Source organism: Achromobacter sp. KK8, from assembly GCF_054188005.1.
The window spans coordinates 4,863,421-4,884,815 of sequence record NZ_CM135178.1; the positions used below are offsets into that span (position 1 = coordinate 4,863,421).

Consider the following 21,395-nt stretch of genomic DNA (forward strand, 5'->3'; position numbering starts at 1 on the left):
CGCACCATGCAAGGGGACCTCGCATGACCTCTCCCGCCACGCCCGCCGCGCAGGCCCTGCGCGCGGACCACGTCAGCGTCACCTACCCCGGCCTGCACGACAGCGGACCGGTGATCGCGCTGCAGGACGTCAACCTGACCATCGAGCCCGGCGAATTCGTCGTCGCGCTGGGGGCCTCGGGCTGCGGCAAGACCACGCTGCTGAGCCTGCTGGCCGGTTTCCTGTCGCCCACCGACGGCGAGATCACGCTGGGCGGACGCCCCATCATCGGCCCTGGCGCCGACCGCGGCGTGGTGTTCCAGAAGCATGCGCTACTGCCCTGGCTGAACGTGCTGGAGAACACCGAATTCGGCCTCAAGCTGCAGGGCGTGGACAAGGAGACGCGCCGCGCCCGCGCGCGCCGCAACCTGGAGCTGGTGGGCCTGAAGGACTTTCACCGCCACATGATCTACCAGCTGTCCGGCGGCATGCAGCAGCGCGTGGGCATCGCCCGCGCCCTGACCTGCGATCCGGCCATGCTGCTGATGGACGAGCCGATGGCGGCGCTCGACGCGCTCACGCGCGAGACCATCCAGGAGCTGCTGCTGGATATCTGGCGCCAGACCGGCAAGATGTTCTTCTTCATCACCCATAGCGTGGAAGAGGCGCTGTTCCTGGGCTCGCGGCTGATCGTCATGTCGCCGCGCCCGGGACGCATCACCCACACCTTCCAGCCGGACTTCAACCGGCGCTACCTGGAGACGCGCGATGGCCGCGGCATCAAATCAAGTCCCGACTTCATCGCGATGCGCGAGCAAGTCCTCGGCATCATCTATGGCGACGAGCTTGCCGCCTCCGACGCGCAGGCCGTCCATGCCTAGCGGCCTGGGCGGCCGCCGGCCCGCCGCGCCGGGCAAGGTGTATGGCGCGCCGGGCGCCGGCTACAGCGGCCACATCAGCCTGCTGACCAGCATCGCACTGCTGGCGCTGTGGTTTTTGGCCACCAACGCCGGCTGGGTCAAGCCGCTGTTCCTGCCATCGCCGCAGGCGGTGTACGGCAAGTTCGTGTCGGCCATGACCGAGGGCGTGGCCAACTCGACCCTGGCCGAGCACGCCATGGCCAGCCTGACGCGGGTGTTCTCGGCCTTCTTCCTGGCCTGCGCCACCGCCATTCCGGTTGGCATCCTGATGGGCGTGAACCGCTACGCCCGGGGCATCTTCGATCCGCCGATCGAGTTCTACCGCCCGCTGCCGCCGCTGGCCTATCTGCCGCTCATCATCATCTGGTTCGGCATCGGCGAATTCCCCAAGATCCTGTTGATCTACCTGGCCATCTTCGCGCCCATGGCGATCGCCGCGCGCGCCGGCGTGCGCTCGGTGTCGATCGAGCAGATCCACGCCGCCTACGCCATGGGCGGCAGCCGCATGCAGATCGTCTGGCACGTGATCCTGAAGGCCGCCATGCCCGAGATCTTCACCGGCATGCGCATCGGCATCGGCGTGGGCTGGACCACGCTGGTCGCCGCCGAGATGGTGGCAGCGGATCGCGGCCTGGGCTTCATGGTGCTGAACGCTGCGCAGTTCCTGGCCAGCGACACGGTCATCATGGGCATCATCGTGATCGGCGTGTTCGCTTTTGCCTTTGATCTGCTGGTGCGATATCTGGAGAAATTCGCGATTCCGTGGAAGGGGCGGATTTAGGGCGGTCCTAACCGAATCTGCGCTCGTTTCTGATCCTTATCCTATCCATCCACTCATAAAAAAGCAGCACGAGCAACATCACGAAAAAAGTGACCGCCGCGCTGACCTTTGAGCTTTCTCTCTCATATTGAAGCCTTTGTTCCAAATAATCCGCCGAAAACTGACTGACACCGTCGTACCGTATATCCGCGACCCGCCGGACAGAGCCGAAAATATGGGCAGCTTGCCGGAACCAGATGACCTGAATCAGCTTCCCCTCCAAGAGGGCGCGCTTTACAGGCCACTCTTTCAGGTTGAAACAACTCGGGTCGGCGTTGAGATATACCCCTCCGCAGGTGTAATGATTCCCGTCCACAACGAGCATGTATCCCTGCTTCATCCGATACTGAAAATGCGCCGTCCCTTCCGAGACACGCATATCACCCTCCCCCGGAGACTTGGCCAGATAGGAATAAGCAAGTGGAATGCCAAAAGCGACGAGATATCCCAGGAGAAACATCAGCCGCACGCCGTTTCTGCTGCCGATTTTCTTGAGGATTTTTTTCAGCCCCTGCAACGCTTCGCCTCGCGCAATCGTTCAGGGATTATTTTTCCCGCCTGTCGCGTCAATACCCGCAATAACTCCCTAACTGCGTGGGTGCTAATTTTCTTTCTCCTTTCTCCTTACCCATTCCGCATAAATACCGCCAAAAAAACACGACAAAACCAAGCAGCATCAGACGTTTGGATCTTTCCCTATCTTTCCGTAGCTGCTTGCCGAGACAATCTCCCGGCAACAGCAATTTTCCGTCGTAAGCGATATCGACGATCCTTCTGCTTTCAATGAATGGGTACATGGCCTGATAAAACCATGTTACCGAAACCAGCTTTCCCTCAAGGCGATTGCGGTCTTCCCGAATCTGTAAACAATCAGTGTTGGCTTTGAGAAACGGACCACCGCATGTATAGACCTCACCATTCAGCACCAACTCATGGCCCCTTCCAAGGTCGTATTTGAATTGGACCAAGCCTTCAGAAAGATGCAGATCGGCTGCGGCAGGGAATTTGACAAAATAGGCATAGCCGCTGGGCAATGCGACAAATGCGGTATATAGCAGGGCCATCCAGAGGAATACCGCGTTCCGTCTGTACGTTCGCAGAACCACACGCCAAATTTTCTGCACTATTTCCCTTTTTTTCACGGCATTGGAGGACAAATGAATGCGGATCAAGAAACTTGTGCAGTTGGCATGGGAATGGCGTGGTGAAGCGGGCCAGGAACGAACCCACGGCCTTCACGGCGACTCTAATCGGGTCCGCTCCCATTTCTTCTCCTCACCCTATCTACCCACTCGCAAAACAGGAGTCCGAACAGCATCAGAACGGACGCAAATAGCGCGTCGTTCTTTGCGCTCTCCCTTTCCGATTGAAGCCTTTTCTCCAAATATCCGGCTGGCAATTGACTGGCCCCTTCGTACCGTATGTCAACCACTCTTCTAACGGAGTCAAACAAATGAGCGGGCTGGTGGAACCAGAGAACAGTGACTATCTTCCCTTCCAGAAATTCGCGCCTTTCGACGCCTTCGGCGAGATGAAAACAACTGGGATCCGCATTTAGATACAGCCCGCCGCAGGTGTAGTCATCTCCATTTATCAGAAGCATGTAACCATGCTTCATCCGGTATTGAAAATGTGCCACCCCTTCCGACTCAAGCACTTGCTCGTGGCTCGGGGGCTTGCCAAAATAGGAATATCCGAAAGGGATGCCAAAGGCGAAGAGATATCCGAAAAGAAACATCAGCCGCAAGCCATTCCTGCCGCCGATTCTCTTTGGAATTTTTTTCAGTCTTGGCAACGCGTCGCCTCTCGCAATCGCTAACACGCACAAGCCAGCGCGTAAGGTCGGAGAGGATACGAAAGGCAATTGAAGGAATAATGACAAGATCCAACGTGACAAGGAAAACGCTGTCACAATCGGACAACTCGCGCGCATTACGAACTTGGCACGATCACATGCGAAAAAGCTGGTGTGCTTGGCACACTGCGGCTCTCACCCAACGTCCGTCTCGCAGATTATCTAGCTAGATATCGGCACGATGCCTATTCAGATCTTTCCCGCAGCCGATCAAGCCCGCAGCTTGGCCTGGCCGGTTTGGAATGAATGTGAACGATTCCCGGTATTTAAGGCGCGGTGACGAAACCTTGGCAACGACGCCGCGCCCGCATTCCGTCCCGGCGAAAACCGTCCGACACCCACGGCAAACCGTTCCATTTCCTGCCTGCCGCGCGCCAATGGCGTGCGCCGGCAGGGCAATCCCGCATTCCTTCGGCCGCCGCCGCTCCTCTATCCTGGGACTCTGTCCCTGGTGTCGCCCCGGCCTTCGCGCCCGCGCCGGCCGGGACGCGCCGCCACTACAAGGAGCCGCCATGTCCAGCCAGGCCTCGATGCTCAAGCCTGTGTTGTGGGAACGCCTGTTCGAACGGGAAAGCGCCCCCAACCTCAGCCTGCAGGGCCGGGTGCGGCAGATGCTGGTGTCGGCGATCCTCAGCGGTCACCTGCCGCCGGGCGCGCCGGTGCCGTCCAGCCGCTATCTGGCGGACCAGTTGCGCATCGCCCGCAACACCGTCGTGTTCGCCTACCAGCAGCTGGTCAGCGAGGGTTACCTGGAATCGCGCGAGCGCAGCGGCCATTTTGTCCATGACGGCGTGCTGGAAGGACGCGCCGCGCCGCCCGCGGCGCAAGCGGATGCGGCGCCATCCGCCGACCACGTGCGCTGGGACGAGCGGCTGCGCTTTCGCCCCAGCCGCCAGCGCAACATCGTCAAGCCGCGCGACTGGCAGAAACAGCCCTACCCCTTCGTCTACGGCCAGTTCGACCAGGACCTGTTCCCCACCGCCGAATGGCGCGAATGCTGCATCAAGGCCCTGTCGGTGCTGGATATCCGCAGCTGGGCGCCCGACCTCATCACGCATGACGACCCCGCGCTGATCGAGCAGATCCGCACCCAGGTGCTGCCGCGCCGCGGCGTCTGGGCCGATGCCGAGGAAATCGTCATCACCGTCGGCGCCCAGCACGCGCTCTATCTGCTGGCCGACCTGCTGGTCAACGAGGACACCGTGGTCGGCATGGAAGACCCCGGCTATCCCGACGCGCGCAACATCTTCGCCAGCCATACGCGCCACCTGCTGCCGCTGCCCGTGGACGACCAGGGCCTGCGCACCGGCACTCACCTGCTGGGCTGCGACTACGTGTTCGTCACGCCCGGCCACCAGTGCCCCACCACCGTAACCCTGTCGCCGGCGCGGCGCGAGGAACTGCTGACGCTGGCGCGCCAGGCCGACAGCCTGATCATCGAAGACGATTTCGAAAGCGAAAGCCGCTGGGGCGACGGCGCCATCCCGGCGCTCAAGAGCCTGGACCGCGACGGCCGCGTGATCTACGTCGGCAGCCTGGCCAAGTCGTTCGCGCCCGGCCTGCGCATCGGCTATATCGTCGCGCCGCGCGAACTCACCGCCGAGCTGCGTGCGCTGCGCCGCCTGATGCTGCGCCATCCGTCCGCCTACATCCAGCGCGCGTTCTCGCTGTTCATCTCGCTGGGCCACCACCATTCGCTGCTGCGGCGGCAATCACAGGCCTATCAAAAGCGCGGCGCGGAACTGGCGCAGGCGCTGGCGCGCTCGCTGCCCGACTTCACCGCGGTGCCCATCACGGGCTCGTCCTCCTGCTGGCTCGAAGGCCCGGCATGGCTGGACGCCACCGAGCTGGCGCAGGCCGCGCTGGCCGAAGGCGTGGTGATCGAACCGGGCCAGGTGTTCTTCATGGACGCCAGCGGCGCGCCGCGCAACTTCCTGCGCGTCGGCTTCACCTCGATCCGCGCCGAGCATATCGGCCCGGGCATAGAGAAACTGGCCCAGGTGGTGCGCCGTTTCCGTTTGCGAGCGGCGGCTTGAAAAGGCGCCGAGACGAGATCAGTCCCATTTATCGGCTGATTTAACGCCGGGCTCACCAAACTCGACTTCAATCAGATTTCAGCAAGCGCGCGCAAGCGGGATTCCCTTGGAAATCCTGCTTGCGCGCTTGCTGTATCCCCCCCACGAGCAGCCCGGCGAACGCCGCCCGCTGCGATTGAAGCAATGCCCAGCCGCCTGAATCCGATGGGCGTCCCTTGGGCGCATGTCCCATCATGAACAAGATTCACACGCCCAAGCAGCCCAAGCACAACCCCCAGCGCCCGTTGATCGCGGTATCCAGATCATGCGGCAGACTCCAGCCCGGCTCGACGACAGCCGGGGCCCGGCCGCCCCGCCAGGGATCGCCGATCCGCAAGCTATCGACCGCCCTGCCCCTGTTGATTGCCGCCGCGCTCCCCGGCACCGCCCGCGCAGGCTACGCCAGCATCGAGATTCCCTACCAGACGTATCGGGACTTCGCCGAAAACAAAGGGGCGTTCCGGCCCGGCGCGCTGGGCATTCCGATTTATGACAAGTCCGGCAGTCTGCGCGGCACCTTGAGCGACGTCATCCCCTTCATTGATTTCTCCAGCGTCAGCGACAACAACGCGATCGGAACGCTGGTCGCGCCGCAATATACCGTTGGCGTGGCGCACAACGGTCCTCATGACAGCACCCGCCTTGCCGGCGCCACCTACTCCCAGATCCGGAGAGACGTGCACCCGGATTACCATCGGGAACGGGATTGGACCCAGGAGTGGGATTTCGACGTCACCCGCCTGGGCAAGCTGGTGACCGACGCGGCCCCGATCGCCACGTTTCCGGTGCCGCGCACCTCGACGCCGCTGCTTTCCCTCGGCGATCCGGATCTCTGGACAGAGGAAGAGAAAAAGAAATTTCCCCTGTTCTATCGGGTCGGGATGGGTATCCAGTTCGTCGGCGACCATCCCGAACACGGCCACAATCCCATGACGGGCGCGCTCGAACCCGGCCTGCACGAGCTCGGCTACGCCTACAAATGGGCGACGGGCGGCATCGTCACGCCGACCTGGTCGAACGAGACGTTCGTCATAGCGCGGGGGGACAACGGCCTGCTGCCCTCATTCGTGCAGCACGGCGATAGCGGTTCCCCCCTGTTTGCCTGGGATGCGGAACACAGGCGCTGGGTCCTGGCCGGCGTGGCGGCGGATCTCGAAATCCCCCCCGGCGAGGCCGGCTACGTCTATTGGTCGCACCTGCCCGCGGACTTTCTCGACAGCGTTTTCGACAAGGATAACGACCCCGAAGTGGTTTTCACTGAAGGCAACGGCCCCTTGCGATGGGCATTCGACAGCGCACAGGGCGCCGGCCACCTGACGCAGCAGGGCCACCAGTTCGTGATGCATGGCTACAAGAAGACGCCAGGCCTGGCCTATGCGGGCGGCAATGGCGCGCTCGACTTCGCCGGTCTTGACGCGGGCAGGAACTTGTCCTTGCGCAGCGAAGGCGGCAAGGGCGTGGGCCAGATCACCTTGCAGGACTCCGTCAACCAGGGCGCCGGTTCGCTGACCTTCCACAACAGCTACGTCGTTTCCCCCGAAACCGACCAGACCTGGATGGGCGGCGGCATCGACGTCAGGGAAGGCGCCACCGTGGTCTGGCGCGTCAACGGCGTGGCCGGGGACAACCTGCACAAGATCGGCCCCGGCACCCTGACCATTGAAGGAAAGGGCGTCAATCCGGGCGGCCTGAAGGTGGGCGACGGCCAGGTGATTCTGTCGCAGCGGCCCGACGACGACGGCCACGTCCAGGCGTTCGACGGCATCACCCTGTCCAGCGGCCGCGCCGAAGTCGTGCTCGACGACGGCAGGCAGGTCGATCCCGACCATATCAAATGGGGAGCGCGCGGCGGGGTGTTGAACCTCAATGGCAATGACATCACGTTCAACCGGCTGCATGCCAACGCAAAAGACCATGGCGCCGCCATCACCAATACCGCGACGAAAACAGCGGCCATGACGATCAACCTCACGCCCGTGCCGCCCCCAACGGTAAGCGATTCCATACGGATGCCGGTCAGAGCGGGCACCGGGCAACGGGGCGACCTTTACAAACAGGGGCTCAGCTATTTTGTCCTGAAGCAGGACAGCTTTGGCGCCGTCCCGGTCTACGGATCCCAGGCCAGCGACGACTACTGGGAATACGCGGGGCAATCCCTCGCCCCCGCGCTGGAGAAGGCGAACGAGCGCAAGCGGGAGTACTTCCCCGGGCAGACCGAATTCATCTTCTCGGGAACCGTGCGGGGCAATATCGACGTCGGCGTCGCCAGCCCGTCGAAAACGGTTTTCATCGCCGATGGCGGCATGGACCTCGGCGAGAACACATTCACCCAGCGGCAAGGCGAACTGGTGTTGCAGGGACACCCGGTGATCCATGCGATCAACACCCCCGACGAGGCACGGAAACTGTTAGACCTGGGTGATGATTCCGTCAGGACGCAATCGGTGTCGTTCGACCAGCCGGATTGGGAATCGCGCAAATTCGCCATCAAGAAGCTCGCACTGTCGGACACCACCTTCCGCTTGTCACGCAACGCCACGTTGCTGGGCGACATCGTTGCAGAACGCGCAAGGGTGGTCCTGGGCAGCCCGCTGCTGTACCTGAACAGGAACGATGGCGGAGAATTGCCCCAGGAACCGGTCAAGGGCACCTCCATCGCCAACACGGACGCCGACAAGAGCCGCTATCAGGGAACGGTGGCCTTGAGCGATCATTCAACGCTGGACATCCATGAAAAATTTGCAGGCGCCGTTGACGCGCGCGACAGCGCCATCAACGTTTTTTCCGATCAGGCGGCGCTGACGGGCTACAGCCGCTTCACCGCCAGCGCATTGACGCTGCACGCCGGCGCGCATTTGCAGGGGACTGCCGGCTGGTATGGAGACAGCGCCATCACGGTAGCCGACGGCGCGGCACTGACGCTCTCCGGCAACACCACGAGCCTGTCCACGACAGAAATTCACCCGGCCCATTACTTCACCAATGGCATCAATCTGGGCGGCGCCAATGCCAGCGTGCACCTGGCGCCGGGCAGTCATTCATTCAGCGATGTCTCCGGCCTGGCGGCAAGCGTCATCACTTTGGGCAACGCGGGGGCGACCGCCTCGCCGCAAACCGTGTACGCCGGCGCCGTGACCGCTGCCCAGGCCGGGATGCAGATCCATCACGATTCCCGCTGGATCATCACGGGCGATTCAACGCTGAACTCGCTACGGGCCAACAATGCGATCCTGGGTTTCGACGACAAGAACGCGACGCGCCAAACGTTCCTGACACAGGCAGGTTCCGGTTCCATGCCGCCACTGGATCCGCCCCAGGCCGGGTCGCCAAAAATCGCCTATGCCCTGGCGGCCGACACCGTTACCGCATCTGACAGCGTGTTTGCCTTTCGCGTCGACCCGTACAGCGGCGCACATGACCGGTTGACGGTCGCCACCCGGTTGGACGGCAGCGGCAACCGCTTGCGTATCGCGGATTTCGGCCTCCCTCAAACCACCGCTTCCGTGCAGGCCAGGGAAAGCCTGCTGCTCAGCGCCCCTTCCTCCACCCCGGCAAACCTGTTCACGTTGGATCAGGCTTTCGCAAGCAGCCACGACGACGCCACACCGGCGCAAGGCGATCCCTGGTTGGGCGGCCTTGCGGTAAGCCGGGACGCGGACCGGCGGCAATGGTGGCTGCTCAGCATGCGCAGCGATGCGCCCTGGCGCGTGACGCAAGATCGCCAGTTTGACTTGCTGCATCTGCCAACGGCGGGACGCGTGGAGTTGTCTCAGCCCGAAGCGGACTGGACGCCGCACACGCTGAAAACCGACACCATGATCGCCAGCGGCGTGCATTTCGCCCTGAACGCGCGACCTCAAAGCGGGGAAAGCGACAGCATCCTTATCACCACCCTGGCCCAGGGCGACGACAACAGTCTGGACCTCACGCTCCTGTTGCACGAGCCCGTGGCGCTGGACAGTGCCGGCGCTCTGCTGTTGGCGACCGCGCCCTTGCCCACGGCGGACAGCTATTTCAAGCCCGGCTCCATCACGCAAGGGCTGACCGTCTACTCCCCCAACCTGGAAATCGTCAGCACCGGCACGCAGAAAAAATGGCAATTGACGTACAAGAAGCTTCCAGAGGCGTTGCCGCCTGGCGAGGCGCCCGACGGCGCGCCGGCGACGCCATCGCCGGGTGATGCCGGCGCCGACGGCAAGCCTCATCCCCCGCTGGATTCCGGATCGACGGATACCCCGGATGCCGGCCATGACAGCGGCTCGCCAGACCAGCCCGGCAACGCCACGGACACCGGGCCGACCGACAATGCCGCGCCTCCCGCTGACACGGGACCTACTGCCCCCGTCGTCCCCCCGGCTGACTCGGGTCCCACCGCCCCCGTCGTCCCCCCTGCTGACGCGGGTCCCATCGCCCCTGTCGTTCCCCCCGCTGACACGGGTCCCGCCGACCCCGCCGCTCCCCCGTCCGAGACGGCGCCTGCCCCGGCCCCCGCGCCGGCCGCGCCACCGGACACCGGTGCTCCTGGGCACGGCGCTGACGGCCTTTCGCCATTCACGCCATTCTCATTGAGACTGTCCGACCTGGACGCCCTGCAGTCGCGCAAGGGAATCATCGACCGGCTGGCGCAGTCCGGGATCGCCGCGGACGACGACACCGTCAACCACATTGCCGCGGTGCGGAACCAGATCGTCCGCACCAGCGCGCTCGCCAGCCTGCCGCGCGTGGCCTTCGTGCTCGAAACCAACCAGCTCAACAAGCGGCTGGGAGATGTGCGCCAGTTGAACGAGGACGCCGGGGTATGGTTCAAGACCGACCACGGTCAGGCGGACTACGACCAACTACGCCTGAAGCACACCACGCTGCAGTTCGGTCTTGACCGCAAGCTTGGCAGGCAGCTGTACGGCATCATGGGAAGCCATACCCGAGGCTCCGCGCAGGGGGAAGGCAGTCTTTCGGAAAAGCACACCACGGGCGGCGTCGGCCTCTACTATGCCTGGATCCATGAGGACGGCCCCTTCATCGACGTGATCGCCAAGTACTTGAGAACCAACCAGACCTACCATCTGCCCGCCAACCTGAACATCGACGCGCAGGGTGTGCGATCCACGTCGCTGCTGGCCAGCGTGCAGGCCGGATGGCGGCAAAATCTGTTCGATGGCCGCGCATTCATCGAACCGTCGATCGAAGTAGCCACCGGCCACACCAGCGCCTACACCTTGCACGGCGATAAAAACAGCATCGATGTCCGGGTCAACGCCAGCACGCCGGTCTATGCCAAGATCGGCGCCGCCGCCGGCTTGAGCCAGCAGTCGGATGAACAACACGGCTTGGCCCTGTCCGTGGGGCTGTTCCGGCTGCAGAACCTGCGGCGCGGCGGCAGTGTCGATATTCTCAACAACAGTGTGCCCGGGGACATGTTGAGCACGCCGATGAGCGACGACAGCCGCTATCTGGTCAACCTGTCGCTCAACGCCAGGCTGTCTTCCAACTGGCGTCTGTACGGCCAGGTCGAAAGCAGCTTCGCCGGAAAGCTCAAGCACGATTACAGCGGCCAGGTCGGTGTGCGCTATCAGTTCTGAGCGCGGTCGCGCCGGGTCGGACGGCGTGATGCGCGGCATCATGCCGTGGCCAATGCCTCCGGCCCGGCCATACGAGACATCGTATGGAAAATAATATTTTTTCATTGGAACTCGCATGGCCGGGTCCAGATAATGGCTCCACATAAAAAAACCATACGGAGACATCAAGATGACCAAGCCATGCATGGCGAGGCGCTTGCGGCTGGGCGCCGCCATCGCACTCGCCCTGGGCTTTTCCCCTGCCTGGGCCCAGGCCCCCTATCCCGCCAAACCCATCACGCTGGTCGTCCCCTTCGCCGCGGGCGGCGGCGCGGACGTCGTGGCCCGCCTGGTAGCGGCGAAATTGCCGCAGCAGCTGGGCGGCCAATCCGTCATCGTCGACAACAAGCCGGGCGCCTCGGGCAACATCGGCGCGCAGCAGGTGGCGCGCGCGGCGCCTGACGGCTATACCTTCCTGTTGACCAACAGCACCCTGTCGATCAACGCCGCCCTGCAGATGCGCGGCACGCCGGACGTGAAGAAGAGCCTGGCGCCGATTTCGCTGCTGGTCTCGGCGCCCGTCGCGCTGGGCGTGAACCCGGCCATTCCCGCCAGGACGGTGCCGGATCTGGTCGCCTATATTCAGCAGAACAAGGACAAGCTGAGCTATTCGTCCTGCGGCAACGGCACGCCCCAGCATTTCGTGGGCGAATCGGTCAAGCAGATGGCGAAGCTGGACATCGTCCACGTGCCCTACAAGGGTTGCGCGCCCGCCATCAACGACGGGCTGGGCAACCAGGTGCCGGTTCTGTTCAGCACCATTCCCAACCTGGCGCCGCACGCGGACGCCGGCAAGCTGCGGATGATCGCGGTGGCGTCCAGGCAGCGGGTCTCGTTCCTGCCGAACGTGCCCGCCATCGCCGAGACCGCGCCTTTCGGCGACCTCGACATCTCCGTCTGGTTCGGCATCCTCGGCCCGCGCGATCTGCCGGCGGACGTGAAAGCGAAGTTCGAGCAGGCCGTTGCCGAGACGATGAAGAATCCCGCGGTGCAACAGGAATTCCGCGACCGCTACTACGAGGTGGTCCAGACCGGCCCGGCCGCGATGGCGCGGCAGCTTGACGGCGATCTCGGCCTGTACAGCGCGCTGGCCAGCAAATCGGGCATCTCGCTGGACCAGCAGTAGCCATCACACAACACAAGGGAAGAATCTCGTGAGCACCCCCATCCAGCACCAACAGGTCATCGACGACCTGGTCACCGCCAACCGCATCCTGGCGCGTTTCGGCGTTCTCGACGGCTTCGGCCATGTCAGCGTCCGCCACCCGGGCAATCCCGCGCACTTCCTGCTGTCGCGCTCGCTCGCGCCGGAACTGGTGACCGCGCAGGACATCATGGAATTCGACGAATCCTCCGAACCCGCCAACGCGGACGCGCGCAAGCCCTATCTGGAACGCTACATCCACGGCGAGATCTACCGCGCGCGCCCCGACGTGCAGGCGATCGTCCACAGCCATTCGCCGTCGGTCATCCCCTATGCCGGATCGAATGTGCGGCTGCGCCCGATCTACCACATGGCCGGATTCCTTGGCGCCGGCGCGCCGGTGTTCGACATCCGTTGCTGCTTCGGCCACACCGACATGCTCGTCAGGAACCGCGACCATGGCCGCGAACTGGCGCAAACGCTGGGGCAGAGCAAGGTCTCGCTGATGCGCGGACATGGTTTTGTCGCGGTCGGCGGCGATATTCCGGTCGCGGTCTACCGCGCCATCTACACGGAGATGAACGCCGCGCTCCAGCAGAAAGCCATCGGCCTGAACGGCGAAGTCACATATCTGTCGGACGAGGAAGCCGCCATGGCCGACGACATGATGGCGGGCGTCATGAACCGTCCCTGGGAGCTGTGGAAGAAGCAGGTATCCGCGCAGGCGTGATCGCCCCTGGCGACGGGCTCGCCGGCGGCGCGGAGCCCGCGCGCCGGCCCTTCGCCGCCACCGCTACAGCACTTCGTCGCGCAGGTAGTACCAGCGATACAGCAGCGCCTGTCCCAGCCGGCGGAATGGCGCGAACAGATGGCCGGGCAGCGGCGAGTCGTAGATCGGCAGGTTCCACGACAGGCCGTCCTGGCCCATCATGCGCTGCGCCAGGCGGCGGCCGGCATGGGCCGAGAACGACACGCCATTGCCGCCATAGCCGAAGGCGTAGTACACCTGCCGCGCCGGGTCCGGCTGGGTGATGCGCGGCATCATGTCGTGGCTGACGTCGACCCAGCCCGTCCATGCATAGTCCAGCTCGATGCCGCGCAGCGACGGGAACTTGCGCGCCAGGCCTTCGCGCAACAGCGCCAGGTGGCGCGGGTGCTGCGCGTCGGCGCCGCGCAAGGCGCTGCGGCTGCCGATCTGCATGCGGCCATCCGGCAGCAGCCGGTAGTAGAACCTAAGGGTGCGCGTGTCGGTGATGAATACCGTGCTCTTGATGCCGGCGCGGGCGCGTTCGTCCGGCGTCAACACGCGCGTCACCATGGAATTGGACAGGATCGGCATGATGCGGTTGTCCAGCAATCGGTTCACACCCTGCGCGGTATAACCGCCGGTGGCAAAGCCAACCCGCTTGGCGCGCACCGTGCCGCCGGGCGTTTGCAGGCGATAGCCACCGCCCTCCTCGGTCCAGCCCAGCACCGGGCTGCCCGGATGCAGGCGCGCGCCCAGCGCCCGGGCCTGGCGCATGTAGCCGTAGGCGAGCTTCAAGGGATGCACGCCGATGCCGTCCGGCTCGTGCAGGGCGCCGACCGCCTCGTGGTCATCGACGTAGCGCTCGCGCAGTTCCTCCTTGGTCAGCATGCGTGTGTCGTAGCCGAACAGCTCGCGCATGACCCGCGCTTCGTTGCGCAGGAACGCCATCTTCTTCTCGCGATGCGCGGTGTACAGATGGCCGCCGGGTTGCGCGTCGCAGTCGATCTGCGCCACCAGGCTCTTCCAGTAGTCGAAGCCTTCGTGGATCTCGGCATCCAGGCGCCGCGCGGTGTCCAGCCCCCAACGTTCGATCCATTGCGAGCGGTACAGGCGTCCCGACGCGTTCTGCCCTTGCCCGCCATTGCGGCTGGTGCAGCCCCATACGGCGCGGTTGGCCTCCAGCACCACCGCGCGCACGCCGTAGTCGCGCGCCAGCGCCAACGCCGCCGACAGGCCCGTGAACCCCGAGCCGACGATGACCACGTCGGCCTCGATGTCGCCCTGGATCGGTCCGTCGTCCGCGGGCGGCGGCCCGGCCGTGGCGACCCAGTAGGTCGGCGCGTACTCCTGCCCGCGTCCCGGCGCCGACACCAGCGGATCGTAGAGCGGGTCGTAGGCGCTGACGGCCGGGCTGGCGGCCGCCGGCGCGGCCGGCATGCCGGCGGGGTCGATGAGGGTACCGGCGGTATTCGACGGATCGGAAGACATAGCGGCATCCATGGGGCGGTGTCCGGTGGCGGCGTCGGCTCAGGCGCGGGCCGGCAAGGCCGGGCGTTGCTTGCGGAAGGCGTTCTTGACGTGGATCTTGCCGTCCTGGAACGTGAAGACGTCGACCATGTCGGCCTCGACCCGCGAGCCGTCCGCGGCCGTGCCGGTAAAGGTGCTTTCCGACACGCCGCGCTCGCCCGCCACCCAGTGGCGGCCGTTGTTCCACTGCGCATCCGGGAAGTTCTTCCAGGCCGCCTCGAAGGCGGCGCGGACCGCCTCGCGGCCGCTGTGCCGGGCGCCCCAGCGCTCGGGGCCGCCCACCGTTTCGAAGACGCAGTCCTCGCTCATGAAAGACATCAGGGCGTCGATATCGTGGCGGTTCCAGGCGGCCGCGAACTCGGCCAGCATGTCCACGGTGACGGTCTTTTGCATTGCCTACCCTCCTCGATCGCCGGGCGCGACGTGCGCCCAGGCTCCATGCCCAAGGTACGCGGGGGCCTGGGCAGGGTCTAGAACCAGACGCGGCAAATCGCTTGCACCAGAACGGCCCCGCCGGCGCGGCGCCTGCCTTCACGACGCCTCACGTAGCGCCTGACGTGGCGCCTGACTCGGCGGCGGGCGCCAGCCGCGCGCCCAATTCATCGCCTTGCGCCGTGCCGCGCATGCCGATGAAGACCAGCGACGGCGAACGCACCCCGGCGGGGCGCGCCGCCCGCGTATCGAAGCGCACCCGGCGTCCGGCCAGCTGCACCAACACCCAGCCATGGCGTTCGGTGCGCACCCAGCCCTTGGCCCGCAGCCAATGGCGCGGCAACTGCCGCAGCGCATCGGCCAGGCGGTCGGCATGCAGCATGGCGGGCGCGGGCCAGAGCCAGCTCTGGAACGGATGTTGCGGCTCGTCGGCGTCCATGGCGTGCGCCGGTCCGGCCGCCGCGTGGCGGCGCGCCGGATCGCAGCAATGCGCCGCGCAGGTTTCATGGCCGCGATCGCCCGCGCCGAGCAAGGCGCCCAGGTCCACCCGCGCCTCGCGCGTCGTTACGACCGGCGCCCCGCCCGCCTGCGTCCGCAGCCAGTCGCGCAGCGCCGGCAACGCGGCGGCGGGCAACAGGTCCGTCTTGTTCAGCACCAGCAGGTTGGCGGCGCGCAATTGGCGTTGCGCCGTGTCGGCCAGCAGCGGATCGGCAAGCGTCTCGCGGATGGCGCCCGCGTCCACCAGCACCACCACCGCCTCCAGTTGCAGCAGCGGATCCGACAGGCCCACCTGCGCGATGCGCCCGGGGTCGGAAACGCCGCTGGCCTCGATCACGATCCATTCGGGCGCCGGATCCAGCGCCAGCACCCGCGCCAGCGCGTCGTCCAGGCCGCCCGCCATCGAACAACAGACGCAACCGTTGGCCAGCCGGATCACGTTGTCGGCGCGCTCGGCCAGCAGGCCGGCGTCGATATCGACCGGCCCGAAATCGTTGACCAGAACCGCGGCGCGGCGGGCGCCGTGCGCCAGCACGTGGTTCAGCAAGGTGGTCTTGCCCGCGCCCAGGAAGCCGCCCACCACGGTCAGCGGAATGCGCGCCATGTCAGGCTGCTTGGGGCGCCAGCGGTCGGCCGCCGATGACGGTGCCCAGCACCTCGATGTCCTTGAGCCGTGACGGCGGCACGTCCAGCGGATCGTCGCGCAGCACGCAGAAATCGGCGTGCTTGCCGACCTCGATCGAGCCGACCAGATGGTCCATGTGGAGCGTGTAGGCGGCCCCCAGGGTGATGGCATGCAACGCTGCTTCGACGCTGATGCGCTCGGACTCGCCCAGCACGCGGCCGGAGGCGGTCTGGCGGTTGACCGCGCACCAGGCGGTGAACAGCGGCCCCAGCGGCGTGATGGGCGCATCCGAGTGAATGGCGAACGGCACGCCCGCGCGCGCGGCCGAGGCGCAGGCATCCATGCGGTTGGCGCGATCCGGTCCCATGGTCAGCGCGTAATGGGCGTCGCCCCAGTAGAAAATGTGGTTGGCGAACAGGTTCACGCACATGCCCAGGCTGGCCATGCGGCGAAACTGCGCCGCGTCCGCCATCTGGCAATGCTGCAGGGTGTGGCGGTGATCGCGTCGCGGGCTGCGGCGCAGCGCGCGGTCGATGGCGTCGAGGGCCAGTTCGGTGGCCTCGTCGCCATTGGTGTGGATATGCAGCTGCGCGCCCGCGTCGTGATAGGCCTGCACCATGGCGTCCAGCTCGCCCGGCGCGATGACCCAGATGCCGTTGGGCGCCCCGTTGTAATAGCCCGGCCAGCGCACCCTGGCGGTGAAGCCCTGGATGGAGCCGTCCACCACCAGCTTGACCATGCCCAGGCGCAGCTTGTCATGATTGAGCCGGCCCGCCTCGCGCAGCTTCGCCAGGCAGGCGGCCGGGTCGCCGGCGTAGGTCAGCGCCGACGCCGCCGGCACGATGCGCACCGGATAGTCGGGCTCGGCCGTGACCCGCGCCAGCGTCGCCAGGCCCTCGTCGCCCAGCTCGTTGACGAGATCCGTGGCGGTGGTGACGCCGGCCCACTGCGCCACATTGCCGAACATGCGCAGGCCGCTTTCCGACAGGCCCACGGTGCGGAACGGATTGCCGATCAACCGCATCACCGGAAACATGGCGGCGAACTCGCACAGCTCGCCGCTGGGCTGGCCGTCGGCGAAACGGCTGATGCCTTCGATATCCGTATCGCGGTCGATGCCGGCGCGGGCCAGCATCGGCGTGTTCACATTCATGAGGTGCATGCTGGCGTGCATCACCACCACCGGCCGGTCGGCCGACACCGCGTCCAGGTCGCGCACGCTCATGCGCTGGCCGCCGAAGAAGATGGGATCGAAGCCCCAGCCGATCAGCGTCTGCCCCGGCGCCAGGCCGGCGGCGAATTCACGCAGGCGCGCCGCCACCGCCTCGAAGCTTTGCAGGCCCGGCCACATACGGCCGTCGGGCCCACGCCGGTCGTAGTAGCCGACGTAGGCGAACTGCCACATGCCGCCTTCCGGCAGATGGCAGTGGCCCTCCACCAGCCCCGGCATCAGGATGTGGTCGGCGTAGCGCTCGTCCAGTTCGGCCGGTCCCCAGCCGGCCAGGTCTTCGCGGCTGCCCACGCCCAGGATGCGGCCATCGCGCACCGCCACGTGCGTGGCGCGCGGCTGGGCCGGGTTCATCGTCAGGATGGCGCGGGCGGCAAAAATGGTGGTGCCGGCGGCTTGCGCCTGTGCCGGATGCGGGGTGTCATGCATGCTGCTTGCTCCTGGTCGTGATGTCCGACAGCGCCTGAAGGTCGGGCTTGTCCCAGGCCTTGCCCGGCACCGAATCGATCAGACGGCGCGTGTATTCGTGTCGCGGGTGGTAGAAAATCGTGGCGGCGCGGTCCAGCTCCACCAGTTGCCCGTGCCGCATCACGGCGATGCGGTCGCAGATCTGCGCCGCGACGCGCAGGTCGTGCGTGATGAATAGCACCGACAGGTCGAACTGGCCGCTGATGGTCTTGAGCAGATCCAGCACCTGCGCCTGGATCGACACATCCAGCGCCGAAACGGCCTCGTCGGCCACCAGCAGCCGCGGCTTGAGCGCCAGCGCGCGGGCGATGCCGACCCGCTGGCGCTGCCCGCCCGAAAACTGGTGCGGATAGCGCTCGCCCGCGTCGCCACCCAGTCCCACCAGGGCCAGCAGTTCGCGGGCCTCGCGCAGCGCGGTCTGGCGGCTCTCGCCAAAGCCGATGGGGCCCTGCGCGACCGAATCGACCACGCGCTGGCGCGGGTTGAGCGAAGCGTAAGGGTCCTGGAACACCATCTGGATCTGACGCCGGTAGGGCCGGAAATCCCTTGGCGCCATGCCGACCAGTTCGCGGCCGTCCAGGCGCACGCTGCCGCTATCGGGCGCCACCAGGCCGATCAGCGCGCTGCCCAGCGTGGACTTGCCCGAGCCCGATTCGCCGACCAGTCCCAGGGTTTCGCCCTGGCGGATCTCCAGCGAAATATCCCGCAATGCCTCGACCCGGCGGCCGCCGGTGACGTAGGTCTTGCACAGCTTGGCCACCGTCATCAGCGGCGGCGTGGCGGCGGCCTCGTCCTTGCCCTCGGGCTTGTGCGGCACCGCCGCGATCAATTGACGGGTGTAGGGATGTTGCGGCCGGTTCAGGATCTCGGCGGCCGCGCCCGCCTCCACCACCGCGCCGTGGCGCATCACCACGATGCGGTCGGCAATGTCGGCCACCACGCCGAAATCATGGGTAATGAAAATGACGCCGATCCCCATGCGCCGCTGGATGTCCTTGATCAGCGCCAGGATCTGCGCTTGCGTGGTGACGTCCAGCGCGGTGGTGGGCTCATCGGCGATCAACACGTCCGGCTCCAGCGCCAGCGCCATCGCGATCACCACGCGCTGGCGCTGGCCGCCGGACAACTGGAACGGAAAGGCCGCGTACATGGCCCGGGGATCGGGCAGCAGCACCTGACCGAACAGCTCCAGCACCCGCTGCCTGCGCGCGTCGGCGTCCATGTCCGTGTGCCAGGCCAGCACCTCCTCCACCTGCCGGCCCACGCGCATGACGGGATTGAGCGCCGTCATGGGCTCCTGGAACACCATGCCGAACTTGCGGCCGCGCAGCCCCTGCCATTCGGCCGCCGACAGGCCCACCAGGTCACGCCCGTCGTACAGGATACGGCCCTGGGTCACGCGCAACTGATCCGGCGGCAGCAGGCCCATGATGGCCTGCGCGGTGACCGACTTGCCCGATCCCGATTCCCCCACCACGCACAGGATTTCGTTGCGGTTGACGGTGTAGGACACGCCCCGCACCACCGCCGGGCCGCCGTGGGCGGCGGACACGCCGAGATCGCGGACTTCAAGCAAGGCGCTCATCAGCTTCTCCGTTTGCTGGCCAGCTTGGGATTGAGGGCATCGTTCAGGCCGTCGCCGATCAGGCTGACCGCCAGCACCGTCAGGAAAATGGCCGCGCCCGGCAAGGTCACCGCCCACCAGGCGGTCAGGATGTAGGGCCGGTTGCTGCCGATCATCAGGCCCCAGCTCATCACGTTGGGATCGCCCAGCCCCAGGAACGACAGGCCGGCCTCGAACAGGATGGCGGTGCCGATGGCCAGCGTGGCCGAGACGATCAGCGGCGCCAGCGCGTTGGGCAGGATCACGCGCCAGATGATGCGCGCGTTGCTGGAGCCGATCACCCTTTCGGCCAGCACGTATTCGCGCCGCTTCAGGCTCAGGAATTCCCCGCGCGCCAGGCGCGCGGTGGCGGTCCAGCTGACCACGCCGATGGCCACGGCGATGGTGCCGAGCGACGGCGAAAACAGCGTCACCAGCACCATCGCGAACAACAGCGCCGGCAGCACCTGGAAGAACTCGGTGATGCGCATCAGCGTTTCATCGACCCAGCCGCCGTAGTAGCCGGCCAGCGCGCCCACGGTGATGCCGATGGCCATCGACAGCACCGCCGCCACCACGCCGACCAGCAAGGTGGCGCGGCCGCCATAGATCATGCCGGTCAGCACGTCGCGGCCCAGGTAGTCCGAGCCCAGCAACAGTTCGCCGCCGGGCGGCTCCATGGGCGCGCTGGCGATCTCGAACGGATCGGCCTGCATCACCAGGGGGCCGAACAGCACCACCGCCAGGATGGCGGCCAGCAACAGCAGGCCGATGAGCGCGCCCGGATTGCGGGCGAACGCGCGCAGCGCTTCGTACGACGGCCGCGACGGCCGGGCGGCCGGCGCCGCGGCGCCGGCGGACAGGACGGGAGGAACTTGGCTCATGAGGTCTTTATCCTGGGGTCGATCAGCCGGTAGGCCAGGTCCGTCAGCTGGTTCATCACCACCACCAGCAACGAGGCGAAAAGCAGAATGCCGAGCAGGGTCGGATAGTCGCGTCGCAGCACGGAATCGAACGCCAGCCGGCCCAGGCCCGGCCAGTTGAAGACCGTTTCCACCAGGATGGCGCCCGCCAGCACGTTGCCGAATTGCAGCCCCAGCATGGTCACCACCGGCAGCACGCCGTTGCGCAGCGCGTGCCGGTACAGCACGGTGCGCTCGGGCAGGCCCTTGGCGCGGGCGGTGCGGATGTAGTCGGCCGCCAGCGCATCCATGACGCTGGCGCGCGCCAGCCGGCTGTACTGCGCCAGGTACACGAACGCCAGCGTGAAGGCCGGCAGCACCAGGTGGTGCAGCACGTCCAGCGCGCCGGCCCAGCCGTCCTCGGGCCCGCCCGCCGAACGCATGTCCGACACCGGGAACCACGGCAGCAGCGACGCGAACAGGATGATCAGGATGATGCCGGTCCAGAACACCGGCGCGGAATATCCCACGATAGACAGCAGCGTGATGCCCTGCGACAACGGCCCGTTGGGCTTGCGCGCCGCCAGCGTGCCCAGCGCGGTGCCCGCCAGGAAGGCGCTGGACACCGCCGTCAGCACCAGCAGCAGCGTGGCCGGCACCCGCTCCCAGATCAACTGCGCCACCGGCAGGTTGAAGAAGTACGAATAACCCAGGTCGCCGCGCAGCACCTGCGACAGGTACAGCCCCAGCTGCACCAGGAACGGCCGGTCCAGCCCGTACTGGGTGCGCAACTGGGCCCGCAGTTCCTCGCTGATGCCGCCCATGGAGCCGGCGATGGTCTCGACCGGATCGCCGGGCGAGATGTGGATCAACAGGAAGTTCAGCGTCACCACGGCCAGCAGCAGCACCGCGGCATAGCCGGTCCGACGCGCGAGATAGCGCAACATGGCACC

16 protein-coding genes are annotated in these 21,395 nt (G+C 66.0%); 6 read left to right on the plus strand and 10 right to left on the minus strand.

Features of this window, described 5'->3' with window-relative positions:
- The first annotated feature begins 23 nt into the window (after window positions 1-23).
- Window positions 24-860, plus strand: coding sequence for a taurine ABC transporter ATP-binding protein (locus ACVN9Z_RS22550; protein ID WP_020927892.1), 837 nt, complete (start codon window positions 24-26; stop codon window positions 858-860).
- Entirely contained in the window at window positions 853-1,680 is an 828-nt protein-coding gene (locus tag ACVN9Z_RS22555) for an ABC transporter permease subunit (protein WP_020927893.1), read from the plus strand. Before ACVN9Z_RS22550 ends, ACVN9Z_RS22555 begins: the two co-directional genes overlap by 8 nt.
- Window positions 1,681-1,687: 7 nt before the next feature.
- Here ACVN9Z_RS22555 and ACVN9Z_RS22560 read toward each other — a convergent pair whose 3' ends face one another.
- The 3 genes from ACVN9Z_RS22560 to ACVN9Z_RS22570 form a co-directional block, all read right to left on the minus strand.
- On the minus strand, window positions 1,688-2,236 hold the full coding sequence (locus ACVN9Z_RS22560; protein WP_458212652.1) for a hypothetical protein: 549 nt from the start codon (window positions 2,234-2,236) through the stop codon (window positions 1,688-1,690).
- Window positions 2,237-2,285: 49 nt separating this feature from the next.
- On the minus strand, window positions 2,286-2,891 hold the full coding sequence (locus ACVN9Z_RS22565) for a hypothetical protein (RefSeq protein WP_458212653.1): 606 nt from the start codon (window positions 2,889-2,891) through the stop codon (window positions 2,286-2,288).
- Between the two features lie 74 nt (window positions 2,892-2,965).
- Window positions 2,966-3,514 (minus strand): hypothetical protein, encoded by a 549-nt coding sequence (locus ACVN9Z_RS22570; protein ID WP_458212654.1) that lies wholly within the window; start codon window positions 3,512-3,514, stop codon window positions 2,966-2,968.
- A 572-nt stretch (window positions 3,515-4,086) separates the two neighbouring features.
- Between ACVN9Z_RS22570 and pdxR the strand changes: the two genes are divergently transcribed.
- From pdxR to ACVN9Z_RS22590, 4 genes are all read left to right on the plus strand, one after another.
- On the plus strand, window positions 4,087-5,610 hold the full coding sequence (gene pdxR / locus ACVN9Z_RS22575) for a MocR-like pyridoxine biosynthesis transcription factor PdxR (protein WP_409142364.1): 1,524 nt from the start codon (window positions 4,087-4,089) through the stop codon (window positions 5,608-5,610).
- A 233-nt stretch (window positions 5,611-5,843) separates the two neighbouring features.
- Entirely contained in the window at window positions 5,844-11,228 is a 5,385-nt protein-coding gene (locus ACVN9Z_RS22580) for a S6 family peptidase (RefSeq protein WP_458212655.1), read from the plus strand.
- Between the two features lie 169 nt (window positions 11,229-11,397).
- Complete coding sequence (locus tag ACVN9Z_RS22585) at window positions 11,398-12,393, plus strand: tripartite tricarboxylate transporter substrate binding protein (protein ID WP_458212656.1); 996 nt, start codon at window positions 11,398-11,400, stop codon at window positions 12,391-12,393.
- 28 nt (window positions 12,394-12,421) lie between these two features.
- Window positions 12,422-13,141, plus strand: coding sequence for a class II aldolase/adducin family protein (locus tag ACVN9Z_RS22590; RefSeq protein ID WP_082387804.1), 720 nt, complete (start codon window positions 12,422-12,424; stop codon window positions 13,139-13,141).
- A gap of 63 nt (window positions 13,142-13,204) precedes the next feature.
- Here ACVN9Z_RS22590 and ACVN9Z_RS22595 read toward each other — a convergent pair whose 3' ends face one another.
- From ACVN9Z_RS22595 to ACVN9Z_RS22625, 7 genes are all read right to left on the minus strand, one after another.
- Window positions 13,205-14,596, minus strand: a complete 1,392-nt coding sequence (locus tag ACVN9Z_RS22595; protein WP_035182932.1) for an NAD(P)/FAD-dependent oxidoreductase — start codon at window positions 14,594-14,596, stop codon at window positions 13,205-13,207.
- Window positions 14,597-14,686: 90 nt separating this feature from the next.
- Complete coding sequence (locus tag ACVN9Z_RS22600) at window positions 14,687-15,079, minus strand: nuclear transport factor 2 family protein (RefSeq protein ID WP_150100489.1); 393 nt, start codon at window positions 15,077-15,079, stop codon at window positions 14,687-14,689.
- A gap of 148 nt (window positions 15,080-15,227) precedes the next feature.
- A complete protein-coding gene (locus tag ACVN9Z_RS22605) occupies window positions 15,228-16,220 on the minus strand; it encodes a CobW family GTP-binding protein (RefSeq protein WP_458212657.1) in 993 nt (330 codons plus the stop codon).
- Window position 16,221: 1 nt separating this feature from the next.
- A complete protein-coding gene (locus tag ACVN9Z_RS22610) occupies window positions 16,222-17,898 on the minus strand; it encodes an amidohydrolase (RefSeq protein ID WP_458212658.1) in 1,677 nt (558 codons plus the stop codon).
- Window positions 17,891-19,522, minus strand: a complete 1,632-nt coding sequence (locus tag ACVN9Z_RS22615; RefSeq protein WP_054517772.1) for a dipeptide ABC transporter ATP-binding protein — start codon at window positions 19,520-19,522, stop codon at window positions 17,891-17,893. The genes ACVN9Z_RS22610 and ACVN9Z_RS22615 overlap by 8 nt, the downstream gene beginning before the upstream one ends.
- A complete protein-coding gene (locus ACVN9Z_RS22620; protein ID WP_458212659.1) occupies window positions 19,522-20,424 on the minus strand; it encodes an ABC transporter permease in 903 nt (300 codons plus the stop codon). The genes ACVN9Z_RS22615 and ACVN9Z_RS22620 overlap by 1 nt, the downstream gene beginning before the upstream one ends.
- Complete coding sequence (locus ACVN9Z_RS22625; RefSeq protein ID WP_054438092.1) at window positions 20,421-21,389, minus strand: ABC transporter permease; 969 nt, start codon at window positions 21,387-21,389, stop codon at window positions 20,421-20,423. Before ACVN9Z_RS22625 ends, ACVN9Z_RS22620 begins: the two co-directional genes overlap by 4 nt.
- Window positions 21,390-21,395 lie beyond the last annotated feature (6 nt).

What these genes read in the sequence shown, in the direction of transcription:
- ACVN9Z_RS22550 (WP_020927892.1), top strand. Translation starts at nt 24, where the DNA reads ATGACCTCTCCCGCCACGCCCGCCGCGCAGGCCCTGCGCGCGGACCAC.
- ACVN9Z_RS22555 (WP_020927893.1), top strand. Translation starts at nt 853, where the DNA reads ATGCCTAGCGGCCTGGGCGGCCGCCGGCCCGCCGCGCCGGGCAAGGTG.
- pdxR (WP_409142364.1), top strand. Translation starts at nt 4,087, where the DNA reads ATGTCCAGCCAGGCCTCGATGCTCAAGCCTGTGTTGTGGGAACGCCTG.
- ACVN9Z_RS22580 (WP_458212655.1), top strand. Translation starts at nt 5,844, where the DNA reads ATGAACAAGATTCACACGCCCAAGCAGCCCAAGCACAACCCCCAGCGC.
- ACVN9Z_RS22585 (WP_458212656.1), top strand. Translation starts at nt 11,398, where the DNA reads ATGACCAAGCCATGCATGGCGAGGCGCTTGCGGCTGGGCGCCGCCATC.
- ACVN9Z_RS22595 (WP_035182932.1), bottom strand. Translation starts at nt 14,596, where the DNA reads ATGCCGGCCGCGCCGGCGGCCGCCAGCCCGGCCGTCAGCGCCTACGAC.
- ACVN9Z_RS22600 (WP_150100489.1), bottom strand. Translation starts at nt 15,079, where the DNA reads ATGCAAAAGACCGTCACCGTGGACATGCTGGCCGAGTTCGCGGCCGCC.
- ACVN9Z_RS22605 (WP_458212657.1), bottom strand. Translation starts at nt 16,220, where the DNA reads ATGGCGCGCATTCCGCTGACCGTGGTGGGCGGCTTCCTGGGCGCGGGC.
- ACVN9Z_RS22610 (WP_458212658.1), bottom strand. Translation starts at nt 17,898, where the DNA reads ATGCATGACACCCCGCATCCGGCACAGGCGCAAGCCGCCGGCACCACC.
- ACVN9Z_RS22615 (WP_054517772.1), bottom strand. Translation starts at nt 19,522, where the DNA reads ATGAGCGCCTTGCTTGAAGTCCGCGATCTCGGCGTGTCCGCCGCCCAC.
- ACVN9Z_RS22620 (WP_458212659.1), bottom strand. Translation starts at nt 20,424, where the DNA reads ATGAGCCAAGTTCCTCCCGTCCTGTCCGCCGGCGCCGCGGCGCCGGCC.
- ACVN9Z_RS22625 (WP_054438092.1), bottom strand. Translation starts at nt 21,389, where the DNA reads ATGTTGCGCTATCTCGCGCGTCGGACCGGCTATGCCGCGGTGCTGCTG.